Annotated in this window: 15 protein-coding genes and 1 tRNA gene; 8 read left to right on the top strand and 8 right to left on the bottom strand. The window is 36.2% G+C overall.

Annotated features, from left to right (window positions below):
• The first annotated feature begins 198 nt into the window (after positions 1-198).
• Together PVV68_RS01090 and PVV68_RS01085 are read left to right on the top strand one after the other, a co-directional pair.
• Positions 199-738, top strand: coding sequence for a helix-turn-helix transcriptional regulator (locus PVV68_RS01090; RefSeq protein WP_273719847.1), 540 nt, complete (start codon positions 199-201; stop codon positions 736-738).
• A gap of 369 nt (positions 739-1107) precedes the next feature.
• Complete coding sequence (locus PVV68_RS01085; protein WP_273719845.1) at positions 1108-1287, top strand: YegP family protein; 180 nt, start codon at positions 1108-1110, stop codon at positions 1285-1287.
• Positions 1288-1880: 593 nt separating this feature from the next.
• Here PVV68_RS01085 and PVV68_RS01080 read toward each other — a convergent pair.
• Genes PVV68_RS01080 through PVV68_RS01070 form a run of 3 tightly spaced genes read right to left on the bottom strand, consistent with a single transcriptional unit; the run spans position 1881 to position 2919 of the window.
• Positions 1881-2195, bottom strand: coding sequence for a hypothetical protein (locus PVV68_RS01080; RefSeq protein WP_273719844.1), 315 nt, complete (start codon positions 2193-2195; stop codon positions 1881-1883).
• Positions 2182-2322: a hypothetical protein gene (locus tag PVV68_RS01075; RefSeq protein WP_273719842.1), complete on the bottom strand. Its 141-nt coding sequence runs from the start codon at positions 2320-2322 to the stop codon at positions 2182-2184. The genes PVV68_RS01080 and PVV68_RS01075 overlap by 14 nt, the downstream gene beginning before the upstream one ends.
• A gap of 15 nt (positions 2323-2337) precedes the next feature.
• Entirely contained in the window at positions 2338-2919 is a 582-nt protein-coding gene (locus PVV68_RS01070) for a hypothetical protein (RefSeq protein ID WP_273719840.1), read from the bottom strand.
• Positions 2920-3532: 613 nt separating this feature from the next.
• Here PVV68_RS01070 and PVV68_RS01065 point away from each other — a divergent pair.
• A complete protein-coding gene (locus PVV68_RS01065; RefSeq protein WP_273719838.1) occupies positions 3533-3847 on the top strand; it encodes a helix-turn-helix domain-containing protein in 315 nt (104 codons plus the stop codon).
• Here the strand turns inward: PVV68_RS01065 and PVV68_RS01060 are convergent.
• Together PVV68_RS01060 and PVV68_RS01055 are read right to left on the bottom strand one after the other, a co-directional pair.
• Complete coding sequence (locus PVV68_RS01060) at positions 3771-3953, bottom strand: hypothetical protein (protein ID WP_273719836.1); 183 nt, start codon at positions 3951-3953, stop codon at positions 3771-3773. The genes PVV68_RS01065 and PVV68_RS01060 overlap by 77 nt on opposite strands.
• Positions 3954-5050: 1097 nt before the next feature.
• Positions 5051-5127 (bottom strand) — tRNA-Ile (locus PVV68_RS01055).
• A gap of 169 nt (positions 5128-5296) precedes the next feature.
• Here PVV68_RS01055 and PVV68_RS01050 point away from each other — a divergent pair.
• Positions 5297-6034 carry an SIMPL domain-containing protein gene (locus PVV68_RS01050; protein WP_273719834.1) on the top strand — a complete coding sequence of 246 codons (738 nt, stop codon included), beginning with the start codon at positions 5297-5299 and terminating at the stop codon, positions 6032-6034.
• 38 nt (positions 6035-6072) lie between these two features.
• On the opposite strand, the gene PVV68_RS01045 is transcribed toward PVV68_RS01050, so the two are convergent.
• From PVV68_RS01045 to dnaG, 3 genes are all read right to left on the bottom strand, one after another.
• Positions 6073-6534: a YcgN family cysteine cluster protein gene (locus PVV68_RS01045; protein WP_273719833.1), complete on the bottom strand. Its 462-nt coding sequence runs from the start codon at positions 6532-6534 to the stop codon at positions 6073-6075.
• 623 nt (positions 6535-7157) lie between these two features.
• Positions 7158-9170, bottom strand: coding sequence for an RNA polymerase sigma factor RpoD (gene rpoD / locus PVV68_RS01040; RefSeq protein ID WP_273719831.1), 2013 nt, complete (start codon positions 9168-9170; stop codon positions 7158-7160).
• Positions 9171-9511: 341 nt separating this feature from the next.
• Positions 9512-11449, bottom strand: a complete 1938-nt coding sequence (gene dnaG / locus PVV68_RS01035) for a DNA primase (protein ID WP_273719829.1) — start codon at positions 11447-11449, stop codon at positions 9512-9514.
• Positions 11450-11580: 131 nt separating this feature from the next.
• On the opposite strand from dnaG, the gene PVV68_RS01030 reads away from it, so the two are divergent.
• The 4 genes from PVV68_RS01030 to ubiC all read left to right on the top strand — a co-directional run bounded on the left by PVV68_RS01030 (position 11581) and on the right by ubiC (position 16771).
• Positions 11581-12798: a mechanosensitive ion channel family protein gene (locus PVV68_RS01030; RefSeq protein WP_273719828.1), complete on the top strand. Its 1218-nt coding sequence runs from the start codon at positions 11581-11583 to the stop codon at positions 12796-12798.
• A gap of 69 nt (positions 12799-12867) precedes the next feature.
• The gene (locus tag PVV68_RS01025; protein WP_273719826.1) at positions 12868-14565 is read left to right on the top strand and encodes a Na/Pi cotransporter family protein; all 1698 of its coding nucleotides are present in this window, start codon (positions 12868-12870) and stop codon (positions 14563-14565) included.
• A gap of 641 nt (positions 14566-15206) precedes the next feature.
• Positions 15207-15458, top strand: a complete 252-nt coding sequence (locus PVV68_RS01020) for a GlsB/YeaQ/YmgE family stress response membrane protein (RefSeq protein ID WP_273719824.1) — start codon at positions 15207-15209, stop codon at positions 15456-15458.
• Positions 15459-16255: 797 nt separating this feature from the next.
• Positions 16256-16771, top strand: coding sequence for a chorismate lyase (gene ubiC, locus PVV68_RS01015; protein WP_273719823.1), 516 nt, complete (start codon positions 16256-16258; stop codon positions 16769-16771).
• Positions 16772-17527: the final 756 nt, after the last annotated feature.

Raw genomic sequence — 17527 nt, 5'->3', positions numbered from 1 at the left:
TTTATTAAAAAAATGAGTATCTACCTTAAATTAAGGTACAAACTAATCAGTTTAAAATGACTTTCTATCCACTAAAATTAAAAAAATAAAGGAAAATAAAGCTATAAATATTGACATTACATCATGAGATATTAATACATAGTGTGGCTTTATTCATCACAAGTCTATACCATGATGATTTACTGAGGGAGATAATTCGTGGCACGTCCTGAAACTGAATCAAAAACTATCTTTGGCAAACGTTTACGTTATGTACGTCTCGCTTTAGGAGATCCATCACGTGAAACCTTGGCTAAAAATTTTAGCATGACAAAAAACTCTATCGCTTTTTATGAACGTGGCGAAAGAGAACCCAATCTTAGTGTTTTACAAACATACCGTACGTTATACGGTGTCAATATTAACTGGCTTTTAACCGGACAGGGGAAAATGTTTGATACCGAATATACTAAAGGTGACTTTGACTGGAACTATTTTATAAAAAAAATCGAAGGACTCGAGGAAATTCTTGCCAGTAGTGATCGTAGTGAAAAACCAAATCAGGAAAAAATCGATAGTTCTTACGAGAAATTGCAGCAATATTTGTCAAAGCAGGGCTTATCGAATAGTCTTAACCCAAAAGCTGCAACCTCTCTGATTGATATGAAAGCAAAAATGGCTAATTCCTATACCCTTAGCTTGTTCATTGATTTACTCATTCGAAGCGTATCTCAAAAAGAAATCACAGCTAATCAGTAAATATCCTGATCACAAAGGATATAAAAAATGTAAACCTTTAATCAGCACGGAAAAAAGCATTTTTCCATGCTGATAGAGTTTGATATCTGTAAAAATTTTGCTTCAATAGTAGAAATACGGGATAATTTTGCCAAATGATAATGAAGGGAAGTTTCTGCTATAAATAGTATAAAATACCCGTTTTCTTCTTATTGACAATAAGTACTTTCTTGTTACAAAGATATAACCCTCATAGAAATTATTGCTTAAGAGCAAAAAAATAAGGGGAATATATTGACGACTTATTATAGAGACATACTTTAATATCTATAGTCAGAGTGTTTGAATATTTATCCTGCAAATTATTGGCTATTTTATGAGGTGAGAAGCATGTATTTTGAGGTGTTTCAAGGAGTTCACAATCAGTGGTATTGGCGTTTAATCTCAGGAGACGAGCAAAAAATCGCTTTTTCTAGTAAAGGTTATCCAACAAAACAAGATATCCTAATGAATATTGAGCAGATAAAAGAGATTACGCATAAAGCTCTCATTAGAGAGCTACAATTTTAATATTATTGATCCTGAAGACAGAATTTTTACTTTGTTATGTGCCTCCCTACATCATAATTTCATATTGATTTATATCAAAACTATTCACTTGCACATCACAAGCGGGGATGGCGCGTGGGTAAAAAATTGTACAAGAAAGAACTAAAATGCCTCTTATGAAAGCTCTTTAACCTAAGAACTGTACAACTCTTAGAGCTAGTAAAGAGTATGAGGGTGGTGACTTACTCCTTCATAAGACATCTCGCCTCCCCCATTGTTTTTAGCAATGGTTCGTCACAAAAAACGTTAGCTCTTCAAGATAGTTCCGAAATTATATATTGTATTGTTATAACAACTTCACAGACCTATAAATCAGTGTATCATCATAAACTTTTACATCACCGCCCCAAATTATCTTTCCATATACTTGAGTATTTTTATAAACCACAGCATGAAAGTAAATTTGAACATTCAAAAATATAATTTCATCACCAACTCAACATTCGCTTTCATGACGGAGTTTTACCTTTTCCGTTATCCCTAAACTTTTTCATAACTTTCTTAACACTCTAAAAATCTTGTCATGCAAAAGCTCCAATATACAATGTGCATAATTACTTTTTCACATCATCTCCAGATTGAAGCGCTTCCTTATATTGCTTTATAATCTCCTCGTACTGCTTAACTTGTTTTTTTAGTTTTTCAATTGCTTGATCGCGTCTTTTAATCACCATATTTTGCTCTCTAATTGCCCTATCTCGCTCTTCAGTCATCTTCATAGAATCTCTTAAGAACTCATGGTTTATCTTTCGTACCTGTTCTTTAAAAGCTTTAACCTGATCGCGATAATAAAGAGCAAACCGAAATACGAATCCACTAAAAAACAAAACAACAATCACCATTCCTAATAAAATTTCATTTACACTCATTTGGATTTCCTTTAATTGCCATTAAATTGACCATCTCGACCAATTCTTTGTTTCGCCCTCCATCAAAAAAAGAATGCAAAAGACCGCCTGCCAAGTGTAATAAATCACGCTCGGTTTCCTTATTCACTTCCATCAAAACACGCTAAAAAATGATACAGGGCAGCCTCATAAAGCTACCTAAATCCATCCCCTTATACCAATTACTTGCATCATATTGATTGAGACAAAATGCAAAACCACAAATGATTTCAAATAATGCAAGCAGCCCAATACGTTCAGCAAATGCCTCCCTGGTATCGTTTTTATTTACCTTTTTTATATTATGGAGAATGCAACTCCCTATCCAAATCTCTTTTTCATTGCAAAAATCTGCACAATGATAAACTTCAAGATAACCGTAAACTCTTTCTTTCTCATGAACCTTTATATAAGAGCAAACGAAAACATTGATATAAATTTTAGAATTTTTGAGAATCTCTACACAGTTATAAACAAGATCATAGCCGTTAACACGTGCATTGCTACTCACCTTCAAATTACAATAAATCTTTATCTTATTGCAAATATACAGCCTACTGTTGCCTGTTCCACGACCATATATTTGTGCATTACTACACACATGAAGAATGGTGAATACAGGTAACATGCAATATATCTGCGTGCTATCATAAACACAAATGTCCCTGCTAAAAGGAACATCATCACAAACTATGGGATCAGCCAAAACACACCCATTTTCGATAAAACCTCCACCATTAATATGACACTTTCCCCAATAAACATCTTCATAACTGAAAGTACCTTCATCTCTATAAAATTATCAAGATTACTTTTTTTGATGTTTTTAAACTCTCTTAACGCCCACATGCGATATACCATCTCTGACAGTAACTGAATCTCTTAAAACAAAAGAAAAACAAGTATTCTGCTCCCATGAGTTTGTACTTTCTACAGCCATGATCTTTTTTCTCCAGAGCACAGAAATCCACTCTATCCACACACCAAATGCAGAAATTTCTTATAAATGCCAATGTTAGGGGATATCTTGATTTATAATGACGCTGCGTATACTATCAGTAATATTTCATGAACACACCAAGTGTATTTCCATTTATGGTCATACGCACCCACCCTGTCACAATCGTGAAACTAAGCAACCATTTTTTATTGATTCGAATCTGAAAGTGTATGGGGACATTTTGTTATTAGTTAAAAACAACTCTGTATCCTTCATAAGCGAAAAGCTACGCATGGGTATTTTCACGCTCCTTATCTCATATATTCTGGATTCGCAGTGTAATATTAACGCTATAGCGTAAATGTGTAAAGGTCTAAAAATGAAAAAGACTGAAAAAGATTGGTTCCAACGCTTAATTGAATTAATAGAAAGTGACGGACGCACAATGATTCAAATAAGTAAAGCAGCAGGCTGTGGACAAAACTATGTACAACAGATGATAAAGGGAGGAAAAAGACCCTCTGTAGATAAGCTCATGGCTATTCTTAACACACTTGGAAATGCTAGCGCCATATATGTAATAACTGGTTTTAACATCTCCGATGAAGATTTAAAACTTATCGCTTTGATTTCCTCTGGAGATAAAAAGAAGATTGAAGCTTTAAGTATTCTGTTAACTGAGCAGAATTTGTAGAACTTTCTACTATTTTCAATATCTTTTGCTTTTGAGTCGTAGACAAAGCCTCCCATTTCACGATAATATCAGATAAAGCTGCCTCAAATTTTTCGTCATTCTTCATAGTTATACTCCAGGTAGTCAAACTATATAACGCTAAAACGTTTGCACATATCCCATACCTTAGAAAAAATATTTGCAATAAGCAGTATGGAAGCAGTTGTATACAAACTGGTTTTATAAAATTAGATGGAATTCTGTTGGTTATGTACCATAGTGAAACAGAAAACATCGCACGATCCAGATCCTTTTGTGAAAAAACTGGCATTATCACTTTTATCAACAACGTTAAGAATGTTATGCAAATCCAACGATTCGCACCAATAACTGATGAATGTGAAGATATCTCTGAAAACGCTACTGCTCTCTATGTGAAAGAATACAAAAAAGCTTATTTTAAAAGAAGAATATATCACAGTTTTATTCTACACAGCACTATCTATGTTTTTCAAACGATATCGCATATGCAAAAATAGAGCAATGCAATACGTACAGTTCTTATGAACAGCAGTGCTGCCTACAACCCTATGGCATACCTTGCGTAAAAGGTTATTGCACCTCTGAAGTCCACTAAAAATATTGACATAGAGATCTATCATGAACAAAAATGGCAATACTGAAAAAGAGACAATGGGTCAAGCCCTAATGATAGCTGCTATACATTGCACAAGCATTTACCAAAAGAAGAATGAATTCTCAGCTTGAAAAAAGAAAACGATAACAAATATTATTAATCACTGAACATATGCTATAACATAACCATCTGAAAATTCTGTTCTTTTGCATAGAATTAAATCGTAATGATGCAGTTTTGAATAATCAGAAAGACACCATAGATAATGTCGTTTATTGAAAAGCAGAAGAGAAAAGCGGCAATAAAAACGTATCAAGGACAATTCCCCTGTGCCTCATGAAGAATGTAATGTAGCAGAAAATTTAAAGATATATATTAATTAGCGTAGATGCAATAATGGCGTCAAATAAAAGGCTTTTTGGTTAGACTAAAAAGAGCATAGCACCACTCTAGAGCAAAACTGTAAAAAGAAAATCACTTACAAGAAAACAATTAAAGATGAAAAAACAGAACCGACAGAAAAATAAACCAGCAGAACAGTGAGACAGAAAATCAAAGACTTCTATAGAACCTATTCTTTTTATGAATGGTGGGCCCGGAGGGACTCGAACCCCCAACCAAGCGGTTATGAGCCGCTGGCTCTAACCAATTGAGCTACAGGCCCCACATAGGTTGCTCTTCTCTAAACTAAAATGCCCTATGACACAAGAGCCTACCTAAATTATAACCCATCTTTTTCTCTTTTCTCTTGGTTTTTTTTCCAATGCTCTAATTTCTTTACAAGAACTCTCAGAAATGAGAAAGTAGTAAATGATAAATATAAAGGAATAGATATGACAAAAACAGTTTTCCATTCATTGCATCACTATAGAATCAAAATAGCGATGATGGCACTCACACTGCTCATCAGTTCACTCCCTCTCCATGCTGAAGAAAGCAAAATGAAAAACGCAACAATTACAGTGACGGCAACAGGCGAAAGCCAAGCAGCACCGGATATGGCAATTATCAGTTTAGCCGTTGTTACAGATGACAAAACTGCTCAACAAGCGCTAGCCGCCAATAATAAGTCTATGAATGATATTGTAAACGCTTTCAAAAACAATGGTATCCAAGCAAATGATTTACAAACATCAGGCTTATCAATTTATCAATATACCCCCGACAAACATCACGAAAAACAGCACACTGGAAAACTGTATCATGTTTCAAATTCTTTAACAGTGCGTATTCGAGATCTCGCCAATGCTGGTAAAATATTTGATCAAGCAATGGCGCTTGGTGTTAATTCGGTTAATGGCATTACCTTTACCAACGCCGATCCAAAACCATTTTATCAAGAAGCACGTAAAAAAGCTATTGCTGAGGCCATTGAAAAAGCAAAAACGATAGCACAAGCAGCAGACGTAAAATTAGGAAAGATCATTGAAATCAATGAAAATAACGATCCCTATTATCCAAAGCCACGCCTTATGAGCCGAGCAGCGGATACAAGTTATACAGACACAAATTTTTCAGGGGGTGAATTGGGCTATAACGTCAGTATTACCGTGGTATTTTCTATAAACTAAGTTATGTAATATCATCAATTATTGCGTGCAATCATTAATCACTGGCCTTCACAAAGAAGACCAGTGATGTGCTCAAGGTAAGCTTCTTCAGACGATAATTCATCCTCGTAAACTTCTATCTGCCCACGTGCAGAAAATTGTGTTTGATGTACCGTCTGACAATCTCCTGACACGAGCGGATGCCACCATTGAAGATCTTTTCCCTCATTAATCAACCGATAAGCACAACTTTCTGGTAGCCAACGAGCTGTTTTAACCGTCGCAACATCCAACGCTATACAATTTGGAACAATTGATTGACGATGAACATAATTCTGACACCGACAAGTTTCTCTATCTAAAAGACGACAAGCCACACTAGTTGCATAAATATCACCCGTATCATCATCTTCTACTTTATGCAAACAACAACATCCACACCCATCACAAAGACTTTCCCATTCAAGAAGTGAAATTTCTTCTAATTTTTTGACTTTCCAAAAGGGATTTTCTTTACTCATAAATCAACCATATCTTTTTAGAAAAAACGATTAAAAAGCAAAAAATAAATTTGCGACACTGCCTTACGACAAACTTTTTAAACAAATTCAATCAAAGATACACACTATTTTGAATAAAGATTTCACATACAGAAAAATAATGCATTAAAATATCTCTCATAAACAAACACAGAACACAATCAAAACATGCAAATGAAAATATTTTACAATCAAAAGTAAGCAGTCTGAATGAAATCTTTAAACTCCCACACATTCACATAAATCGCTTATCTGAATGCTTTTGCAGTATAAGAGCATCTTACTCAATAAAAAAGTTGATACCTTCCAACATCAGTGATGTTTTAGTATCATGTTTCTGAATCAATTGACCACTACATGCAGAATAATATTCTTTAGATATCATTCATTGTTTTAAGAAATCACTCTACAAATTACACACATTCTTTGCTGATTTTATAAACAATCGTCCAAAGATCAAAAACATACAAAACACTAGATACCGCAAATTCTGCATGCAGCACCCTGCCTCCTCTCAAAAAAGTGCTTCAAGAACAATATGATACACTTTTTACTCACATGCCTCAAGAAAGAAAACATTTTTGAAAATACACAAGTTCCTTTGTTCAAGAATCGAGGAAGCTACGCAATTTGCGTGAACGGCTAGGATGTTTCAATTTGCGAAGCGCCTTTGCTTCAATTTGACGAATACGCTCCCGGGTTACTGAAAATTGTTGACCAACTTCTTCCAATGTATGATCAGTATTCATACCGATACCAAAACGCATCCGCAGCACACGTTCTTCACGTGGCGTGAGGGAAGCAAGGACGCGCGTTGTCGTATCTCGCAAATTAGCCTGAATAGCTGCATCAATGGGCAATAATGCATTCCTATCCTCAATAAAATCACCCAAATGGGAATCATCTTCATCACCAACAGGGGTTTCAAGGGAAATAGGCTCTTTTGCAATTTTAAGAACTTTTCGCACCTTTTCTAATGGCATAGAAAGCTTGCTAGACAATTCTTCTGGTGTAGGCTCTCGACCAATTTCATGCAAAATCTGGCGCGATGTACGTACAATTTTGTTAATGGTTTCAATCATATGAACAGGAATACGGATAGTGCGTGCCTGATCAGCAATTGAGCGGGTAATTGCTTGACGAATCCACCATGTTGCATAAGTTGAAAACTTATAGCCCCGCCGATATTCAAATTTATCGACGGCTTTCATCAAACCGATATTGCCTTCTTGAATAAGATCAAGAAACTGCAGACCACGATTAGTATATTTTTTTGCAATTGAAATCACTAAGCGCAAATTAGCTTCCACCATTTCTTTTTTAGCAATAGTTGATTCGCGTTCACCTTTTTGCACCTGTGTAACAATCCGACGAAATTCGCTAATGGAAATAGCCGTTTCTTGGGCAAGATTCTGTATTTCGCTACGCAACCTTTGAATTTCTTTTGCTTCACGCATAGAAAATTCTTGCCACCCTATTCCTGGCAAAGTCGCAATATAATTGGTCCAATCAGCATCCAGTTCACGGCCTTGATATTCTTTTAAAAAATTCTCATGGCCAATGCCATAACTGTTAGCAATTCGTTTCAACTTCCCTTCATTATGAATCAATCTTTTATTGATATCATAAAGTTGCTCAACCAAAGATTCGATACGATTTTGATTCAAAGAGAGAGATTTTACTGCTTGAATCAACTCGCTCTTTAATTGAATGTATTTTTTCTTCTGAGAAGGTGAAAGAGCACCTTCTTTACGCTCCGCTAAACTGCTCTCAACATGCTGATCTTGTAATTTTCGCAATTTTACATAGGTCTGAGCGATAAAGTCCAATGTTTCCATAACTTGAGGACAAAGTTCATTCTCCATTGCTGCAAGCGATAAATTAACATCATCCTCTTCTTCCTCATCATCCTCAACGCCTCTATCACCGGCAATACCCTCGATATTACGCACACCAGCAGATGTCTTGTCCTCTTTTATCTTATCAACTTCACTTCGTTCAACAAAAGGGGCCAGCTTAGCTTCTGGTCCCGCATAAGTTGTTTCAAGATCAATAATTTCACGAAGAAGAATACGCTGCTCTTTTAATTCTTCACGCCAGATAATAAGGGCCTGGAAAGTTAAAGGACTCTCACAAAGTCCTGCAATCATTGTCTCACGTCCTGCTTCAATACGCTTAGCAATAGCAATTTCGCCTTCCCGCGAAAGCAGCTCTACAGCTCCCATCTCCCGCAGATACATGCGTACTGGATCATCAGTACGATCTGTCACCTCACGCTTATTCGTTGTCGTTGCAATTGCGTGACTAGAGGCCTCTACTAAATCGCCTCCTTCCACCGTTACTTCTTCATCATAATGTCTAGAATCGACTTCATCTTCATCGTCCACAACATTAATCCCCATCTCGGAGAACATCGCCAAGATATCTTCAATTTGTTCAGATGTAACCTCATCAGAAGGAAGAACTGCATTCAGTTCATCCATCGTCACATAACCATTCTTTTTGGCAAGTTTAACCATTTTCTTGATGGCATCATCAGAAAAATCAAGAAGAGGACTATCCAAACTTGCTTGGCTTGATACTTCTACATTATCTTTCTGTTTAACCTTTGTTGCCATACCATAACTCCACTTGATCACTCCACAGCTTCCATGTGACCAACTTTTTGCGTTCTCATTTAAGCGTACGAACAGTTTCCTATAATATACCCCCTCTTAGAAAAGATTACCATTTGAAAGACTACATATCGTATACACCTTGTCATTCACACAAAAACGCGGGAAAACTCTAGAAGTTTCCCCGACACCTCTCAGCCTTTCTGAGATAATCTCTGTACCCTATAGTAAGAACCAATTTCCCGCTTTTCCTAAAATTCAGTCGTCATTCTTTATAAAAATGTCGCTTTATATAACTTCTTCATACTAAGCCTTAGGTGACTGATTCGCATCAAAAAAGCGAATCATTTTATTGTATCTTGCTTATTCCCGTCTATTTTTCCATCCAACCAACTTCCAAATCCTTCAATTAACGCTTCTGTCGCTTGCATTTGCTCTAACTCACTTTTTATTTCACGAAGCAAATCAAAAACCTCACTGTTAGGACTTTCTACCAGTTGCTCTTCAATATCTTGTAGTCTCTTATGTAGGTGGTATTCTTGAAGATGCAAGTAGACAGCCTGTTTTAATATAGCACGAGCATCTTCAATGGGCACCCCCATAAAGACCGTACGCATACCGATATTTTGCACAAGATGTTTCATACGTTCCAAGAGCGCTTTGTGTCCTCTTTCTTCTAAGAGTGCAACCATTGTCTCCTTATCATGAAGCTGTTGATTGCCGAGAATTTCTAACATAGACTGATGAAAACATACCAATTGAGTATTTTGTAATTCTAACTCAGCCAAAACTTCAAAATTTTCATACCACAACTCAGGATAGTAAGCTAAAAGCAATAAAATAACGGCCTCACGCAGAGGAATAGATTCCGAAGAGTGGCGCACAATACCGGAATTTGCTAAAATAGAAAAAGATTGATCTTTAAATATTCTGTTTTGGGAAGACTGATGATACTGTCCTGTAGATTTTTTTTTCGAAAAAAAAGGACGAAAAAAATCAAAAAGCCGTTTTTTTATATCCTGTAAATAATAGCGACGTATATCTTCATCCTTAATGGTAAAAATTTGCTGTTTCAGTTGTTTTTCTAGCGCAGCTCGTGCCTCTGGAGTTTCAAAGTTTTTTCCGTAAGTAGAACGCCACCACAAAAGCTCAATCAATGGAATTGCTTTTTGTAAAAAAGAAGAAAAAAGTTGTGCACCACCAGCAGAAATAATTTCATCAGGATCTTTACCTTGTGGCAATAAAACAAAGCGTACCGACACCCCCGCCTTCAAAAGAGGCAACACGCGATCAGCAACACGAAAAGCCGCTTTTAAACCAGCATCATCGCCATCAAAACACAAGATAGGATCAGCTGCCATCTGCCATAAAAGCCCAATTTGCGCTTCTGTTAATGCTGTCCCCAAAGGTGCTACAACTCCCTCAAAACCAGCTTTAGTCAGTGCAATAACATCCATATAACCTTCAACCACAAGAATTGAACGGACTTTTTCATCACCAACAAAGCGGCTATTTTTACGAGCAGAGGCTGCATTGTAAAGCATGTTTCCTTTATGAAACAGTACTGTTTCAGGGCTATTAAGATATTTCGCCGGCGTATCTTTTTCTAATGCACGCCCTCCAAAAGCCACCACACGTCCGCGTAAATCCTCAATAGGAAACATAATACGATTTCTAAATCGATCATAAGAAGCCGTATTATCCTCAGCCAATTTGAGAAGTCCACAATCTTCCATTTGTTTGATAGAAATACCCCGCGCGCTTAAAGCTTCTTTTAAAGCTGTACGCCTTATCGGAGCAAAACCAATTCGAAAACGCTCTGCAAGTTTTAGCGTTACACCACGCGCATCAAGATAACGACGCGCCTGCACACCTTCTTTATCATGTAAACTCTGTTGAAAAAAATCCGTAGCTATTCTCATAACATCATAAAGGTCTGCTTTTTCCATATGATGTTTGTGACTTTGTGGATCAAAAACAGGGAGTTTTACCCCTGCAAAATCAGCCAAACGCTCTACACTTTCTGAAAAATGCAATCCATCAAGTTCACAAAGAAAAGTAAAAATATCGCCACTGACACCACAGCCAAAACAATAATAGCGTCCTTTACGATCATCACAATGAAAACTGGGAGTCTTTTCACCATGAAATGGGCAGCAACACCAAAAATCCCCTCGCGAAGGCTTGCTTTTTTGGGGATCAAACACCACCCTTTGTCCAATAACTGTTGAAATTGGTAATCTTGTGCGGAGCTCATCAAGGAAATCGGACGTAAATCGCATTATCTCTCACAGAGTTTTAAATTTCTTTTTTGCATATTTAACGACTTTAGAGCATAATTCCAAGACTTCCTCTTAAGCGGTTAAAAGATTAAGCTCCAACCGCATATTTTTCAGAAATGGAGAATGAAAAAGTGATCAAATTTCTTGTTCAATATCCACTGCTAGAATCTATTGCTTGGCTTATTATTCTTATCATCATTGCATTTTTAGTCAATTTTTTAGCACGCAACCTTCTCTTTCACGGAGCAAAACGGCTTTCTTCTTTTCTTCCTAAAAAGACAACCGTTGATATTGAAAATACCATTCATTACATAGCAAATATTGTTGCAGCTTTTACTCTCTCCATCGGTATTAACTTCATTCCAACCCTTCCCCCGACACTCAGCACTATTATAGGCAATGTCGCAAACGCCTTCATTATTTTTGTTGTTGTCTTAGCTATTTCATCTTTTCTGAATGTTATTAATATTCTTTATGAACAACAACCAACAGCGCGGTTAAAGCCAATAAAGGGTTATATTCAAATCGCTAAAATTGCGCTTTTTACTGTAGCTGCGATTCTGATGGTAGCCACATTAATTGACCGCTCCCCTCTTATTCTTTTATCCGGTCTTGGCGCAATGGCCGCTGTCCTCATGTTGATTTTTCAAGATACATTGCTTTCTCTCATTGCAGGTATTCAAATTTCTTCCACCGATATGGTACGCGTCGGTGACTGGATTGAAATCCCTAGTCTCGATGTAGATGGTGATGTCACTGAAATCGCACTTCACACTGTTAAAGTACAAAATTTTGATAAGACAATCACAACTGTGCCGATCCGTAAACTAGTCACGGATCCTTTTAAGAATTGGCGTGGCATGGAAGAATCGGGGGGACGGCGCATTAAACGATCCCTCTTCATTGATCAGTCAAGTATTCGTTTTCACACAGAAGAAGAACAAGAATATCTTTCCCGATTTAATTTGTTGGAAAATTATTTCACACAAAAAATACCGGAAATCACTGAATGGAACACACAATTAGATAAAAATCATGATGTGTTAGCCAATACCCGACGTTTAACAAACATTGGAACTTTCCGTGCTTATGTTGTTGCTTATCTCAAAAAACATCTCCATATCGAACAAAATATGACACTGATGACACGGCAATTACCGCCTACCCCAAATGGTTTGCCCCTGGAAATCTATTGCTTTACCAACACAACTGTTTGGCTAGAATATGAACAAATTCAAGCTGATATTTTTGATCATCTTTATTCGATACTTCCAAGTTTTGGTCTAAAGATTTTTCAAAATCCAAGTGGCTATGATTTTCGTCATGTATTAGAAGCGAAAGACCCCTAAAACGATAAACACAATTCGTCAATTTTTTAGATCAATCATATTTATAACAACAGAGAAAGAAAAAGGATCATGAATGGCTCCTTGGTACTCCTTCATCTTGCAGGTGCTGTTTCTTTACTTCTTTGGGCTACACGCATGGTCCGCACAGGCATTGAACGGACCTATGGAGACAAGCTAAAATACAAAATGCGTCATGTTATTTCCAAACCATTATTTGCTATAAGCTTTGGACTTTTTTCAGCAATGCTTTTACAAAGTTCTACAGCAATAACGCTGCTTGTTGGTTCTTTTGTTGAGTCTGGCTTTGTCTCTGGATTAGCAGGACTTATGGCCGTACGTGGAGGAGAATTAGGCTCAGCATTCGTTGTCAAAATTCTCTCCTATGATCTCACAATCGTTGTACCCTTATGTCTTTTAATCGGCACTTGTATCTTCATGACCACTGAAAAACGTAATTGGCGTCAAATAGGACGTATTGTCATCGGTATTGGTCTTTTAATTTTATCTTTACAAATGATAAGCACCGCCACAGAGCCCTTACGTGAGAGCGAAATTTTGCCTAGCATCATTCGTTATCTTTCAACCGATCCCCTTTCTTCTTTCTTACTAGCAGCCATATTGACTTATCTTTTGCATTCATCCATTGCAGGAATTATTTTGCTCGTCAATTTTGCTAACTATGATCTTATTCACGCTCAACTCTGTGTTATCATGGTTCTTGGCGTTAACTTTGGCTCTTCTCTTATAGCACCACTTCTCACACGCAACGCCTCTCCTAATACGCGTCTCGTTCCCTTGGGAAATTTACTCATGCGTGGAGCCGGTTCAATCCTTGTCCTCATCTTATTTCTCTCCTTTCAACCACCCATCACATGGCTTGGTCACGATGCAGCTTCTCAAGTGATCAACGCCCATATCATCTTCAATATTTTCATTCTCTTTGCTGGAATACCCCTCTCGAAATGGGTTTTAAAACTAACCACAAAAATTGTCCATTTAAGTGCCCAAAAAACGCAAACTGATAAAACACTTAATCTCTCTCATCAAACAGCTCTTGATGAGAGCGTTCTTGAACGTCCAACTTTAGCACTTTCGAATGTCATGCGTGAAGTCATCCATATTTGTGATCTTGTAGACATCATGTTAAAAAAAATCATGGGACTTTATGAAAAACCAGATCTCGACATCATCCGTGAACTCAACCAGCTAAACACTATATTGGACAAAAAGCATATCGCAATAAAACTTTATCTTGCACGATTAGCTGGACAAAAATTGTCTGATGAAGAAGCCCTTCAAACACAAGAGCTTCTAGGTGCTTGTATAAAATTGGATCAAGCTGGAGATATTATTATTCATAATATGCTTATGCTAGTTAAAAAGAAACAACAAAAAGGTCTACAATTTAGTAGCGAAGGATGGAATGACCTTCTTCGTTTCCATTCCATTGTTCTCGCCAATGCACATATTGCATTTAATGTTCTTGTCTCACGTGACACCCACACCGCACATTTGCTGGTACAGAAAAAAGACCAACTGCGAAATTTAGAAAAAGAGATGAGTTTAAAGCATTTTAAACGCCTTCGTGAAGGAGATCTTAAAAATGTAGAATCGTCCAGTCTTCATCTTGACACTGTACGTGATCTAAAACAAATCAACTCTCTTTTAACATCAATGATCTACCCAATTTTAGAAGCACAAGGACTGCTTCAAAGTTCTCGCCTGCGTAATCCTACTGACCAACAAACAAGCAAATCTTCATTTTAAAAATCTTTGAACGATACATGGACCACAGCAATCATGAATTGTGCATATTCAAATGTCTAAAGTCAAATCAAATGCTCTTGTAAAAAAACGCCCCTTTACTGTATGATCATCAAGAAAAAAGCCTACCATCAGAATTGTAAATATCTCTAAAATTGCAATGGTAATATCAATATTCTAAGAAGATAAATCTATACAGTATTTTGTAAAGAATAAAATAAAAATATCTTTAATTATTCAAGCGTTATTGCTATTATACGAGTAAATTTTCTGAATATATATTTTATATGTTCATTAAGTCAGGTTATTCTCATTTTTTTCAAAAATTGTAACAAAAATTGTAACAAATATTCTCATAAATATAGAATTCATTATAAAAAATACTTTTGTAGATACTATTTTACGTAAAATAATTGCTCATTTTAGCATTTTTTAGTATTATAATAGAGATGGTCTTTATTTATTATATTATAGACATAACATTGTACGCATAAGATCTTCACGTGAGTTGAAAAACGGCAAAGGAGTGGTGTAACAAAATTTCCAGCAGAAATATCCCTTCATCGAGCAAAAGTGAACATTGACCTTTGCAAAACTTACCCTAGTTAAAACTAACAGTCTAGACTTAGACAAAGGAGGGTATAATGGAAGACGCAAATATCGGCTGGATTGCAGCTATTATTATCGGGGGGCTTGCAGGATTGGCTGCACAGTATCTTATGAAAAGCCAAACAGGAGTGTTGCTAAATATTATTTTAGGAGTTATTGGAGCCGCATTAGCGAGTTTTCTTTTTGGTCTTTTAGGAGTAAGCTTTGCTGGTTGGTTTGGCTATCTTGTTTCAGGTTTTATAGGAGCCTGTATTTTGATATGGATAGGACGTAAAATCCGATCATAGAGCGTTTTTTTTAACACCTTTTTGTGCTGAGGAAAACAGTTAAAATGTTTCCGCAATAACTTAAAAAGTTGCCGCAAAGAGAAATGATGGTGAGATGCTTAAGCCGCAATTCTTTTGCATCACCATCATGATATTATTAAAGGACAACACAGTTTTACAACACACCATCTCTAACCAATATACGACAACCCATTTATAGCATGAGCCACAATAACATTATTTTAGTACAATGCTGGTATAATTGCATTTACAATGCACACATCGCTGTTTTTAATATTTCATTGTTTAATATCTGATTGCTTCCACACCTTACCAACACTTAAAATTTTTCTAAGTAAATATACCAACCACCATTAAAGCTACTTATCTTACTGTAAGGCGAACACAACTGCTCCATCATTATTATAAAATTGATGCTTTAAAATTCTATCACGTAACATTTAGCTTCTCTGCATTCTACCAACGCAATCACTTTACCAAAAAACTTAAATAATCCCTTTGAATTATTATCAATAATAAAGAGAATTTTTCCCCATATCAATGAAACGAAAAAAGAGAGTATAAAAATGATATCTTTCTCATTTTCCTTTTATTGTGTTCTAAGTTTTACTCATAAGAGATATTAAACTTCCGCCTACAACATATTTTCATAAAATACCCCTTGCTGAAATTTTTCTTCTCTCTTCTTGTTTCAAATCTTGCTGCCTGAACATTTCCGCATTAGAATGAGAAATATCTGTTTATATCACCCTAACATAATAACATACGAAATACGATTTTAGGTGTAGAGTGAAGTAATGTCTCATCTTAGAGATTCCATCATACCGCCTCTAGAATGGCTCTCCGATCAAAACTCTTTTGTGCCCCAAAACATCCGTGATTGGCTCATGGAACCTGGTTCGATGACGCTTCGATTAAAAAAACACTGTGCCAACATACGTATTGAACCACAGCGTGAATGTTTTATCACGCAGGATAAATTGCAGGATGAAGCAGAGCATTTACCTCAAAGCGCACGTTACTGGCTACGTGAAATCATACTGATGGGAGATAATCAACCTTGGCTTCTTGGACGCACCGTAATCCCCCAAGAAACCCTTCTCGAACAAAACCAAGAATTGATGCATTTGGGCACAACACCATTAGGGCATTATTTATTTAACAGTGGCAAATTGACTCGTGACTACATTCACATCGGCCAAAAAGGAACACTCTGGGCACGCCGTTCCCGATTGCGATTAACAGGCAAACCATTGTTACTCACGGAAATGTTTTTAACAGCTTCACCACTGTACATAGCAAATCCAGCCTAAATATAAATTGGAGAATACTACTCTTCTTGTACTATGCTCAATTTATTGGTTCTCTATATTTTATTTAAGATAACAGACATACATTTTAAACCTGTTTGGACGACATACTATCAATAAAGTCTCCGCTTTTGCGATGCTTTTTAAATCATCTCCACGCCCCAATAGTGCACCTTAAAAACAAGTTTTTTCAAAAACTTCCTAGCTCAGCATAATCACCAAAACATCACACAAATTCACCCTTAATCAGCTTCGAATAGAGCATTTGCATTTAAATAACAGATGAAAGTAATAATTTTCTTTTCAAATCCCTTAGCTCTTAACGAAAAGCGCTCTGAAACATTCAAAAAGGCAATAACACATCTCCCTCCCCAAAAACTAACTGCATATCCGAAAGACTTGGTCTAAACACTTTATTTGCTCTAAATAACTTTTCTATATTGAAGATAGTAAAACTTTTGTAGAAAAATGAAAATAAAGCCTTGTGAAGAATGTAAACACTATGAGAAAAGCAGAATCTACATAGAAAAAGTTCATTTTGCTATCAGTAGCAAAGAAACACAAACTTATTTATTTCAAAATAGTTTTTCGTGATAACTTTTATGGAACAAGTGTTGCATATCAAAATATTCTTTACGCTTTCTCTCCTGAGCAGATTGCTCACAATAAAAAATTTTACCAATATCCTTTTATAAATTGATAAGATTTATCTTAATTTTTACAATACTCTTATAGACTTTAAAAAAAATCATTTTTCCC

The sequence above is a fragment of the Bartonella sp. ML69XJBT genome (assembly GCF_028618515.1).
Taxonomy (GTDB): domain Bacteria; phylum Pseudomonadota; class Alphaproteobacteria; order Rhizobiales; family Rhizobiaceae; genus Bartonella.
Note: the sequence above shows the minus strand (reverse complement) of the source record. Positions and strands in the feature narration are given on the sequence as shown.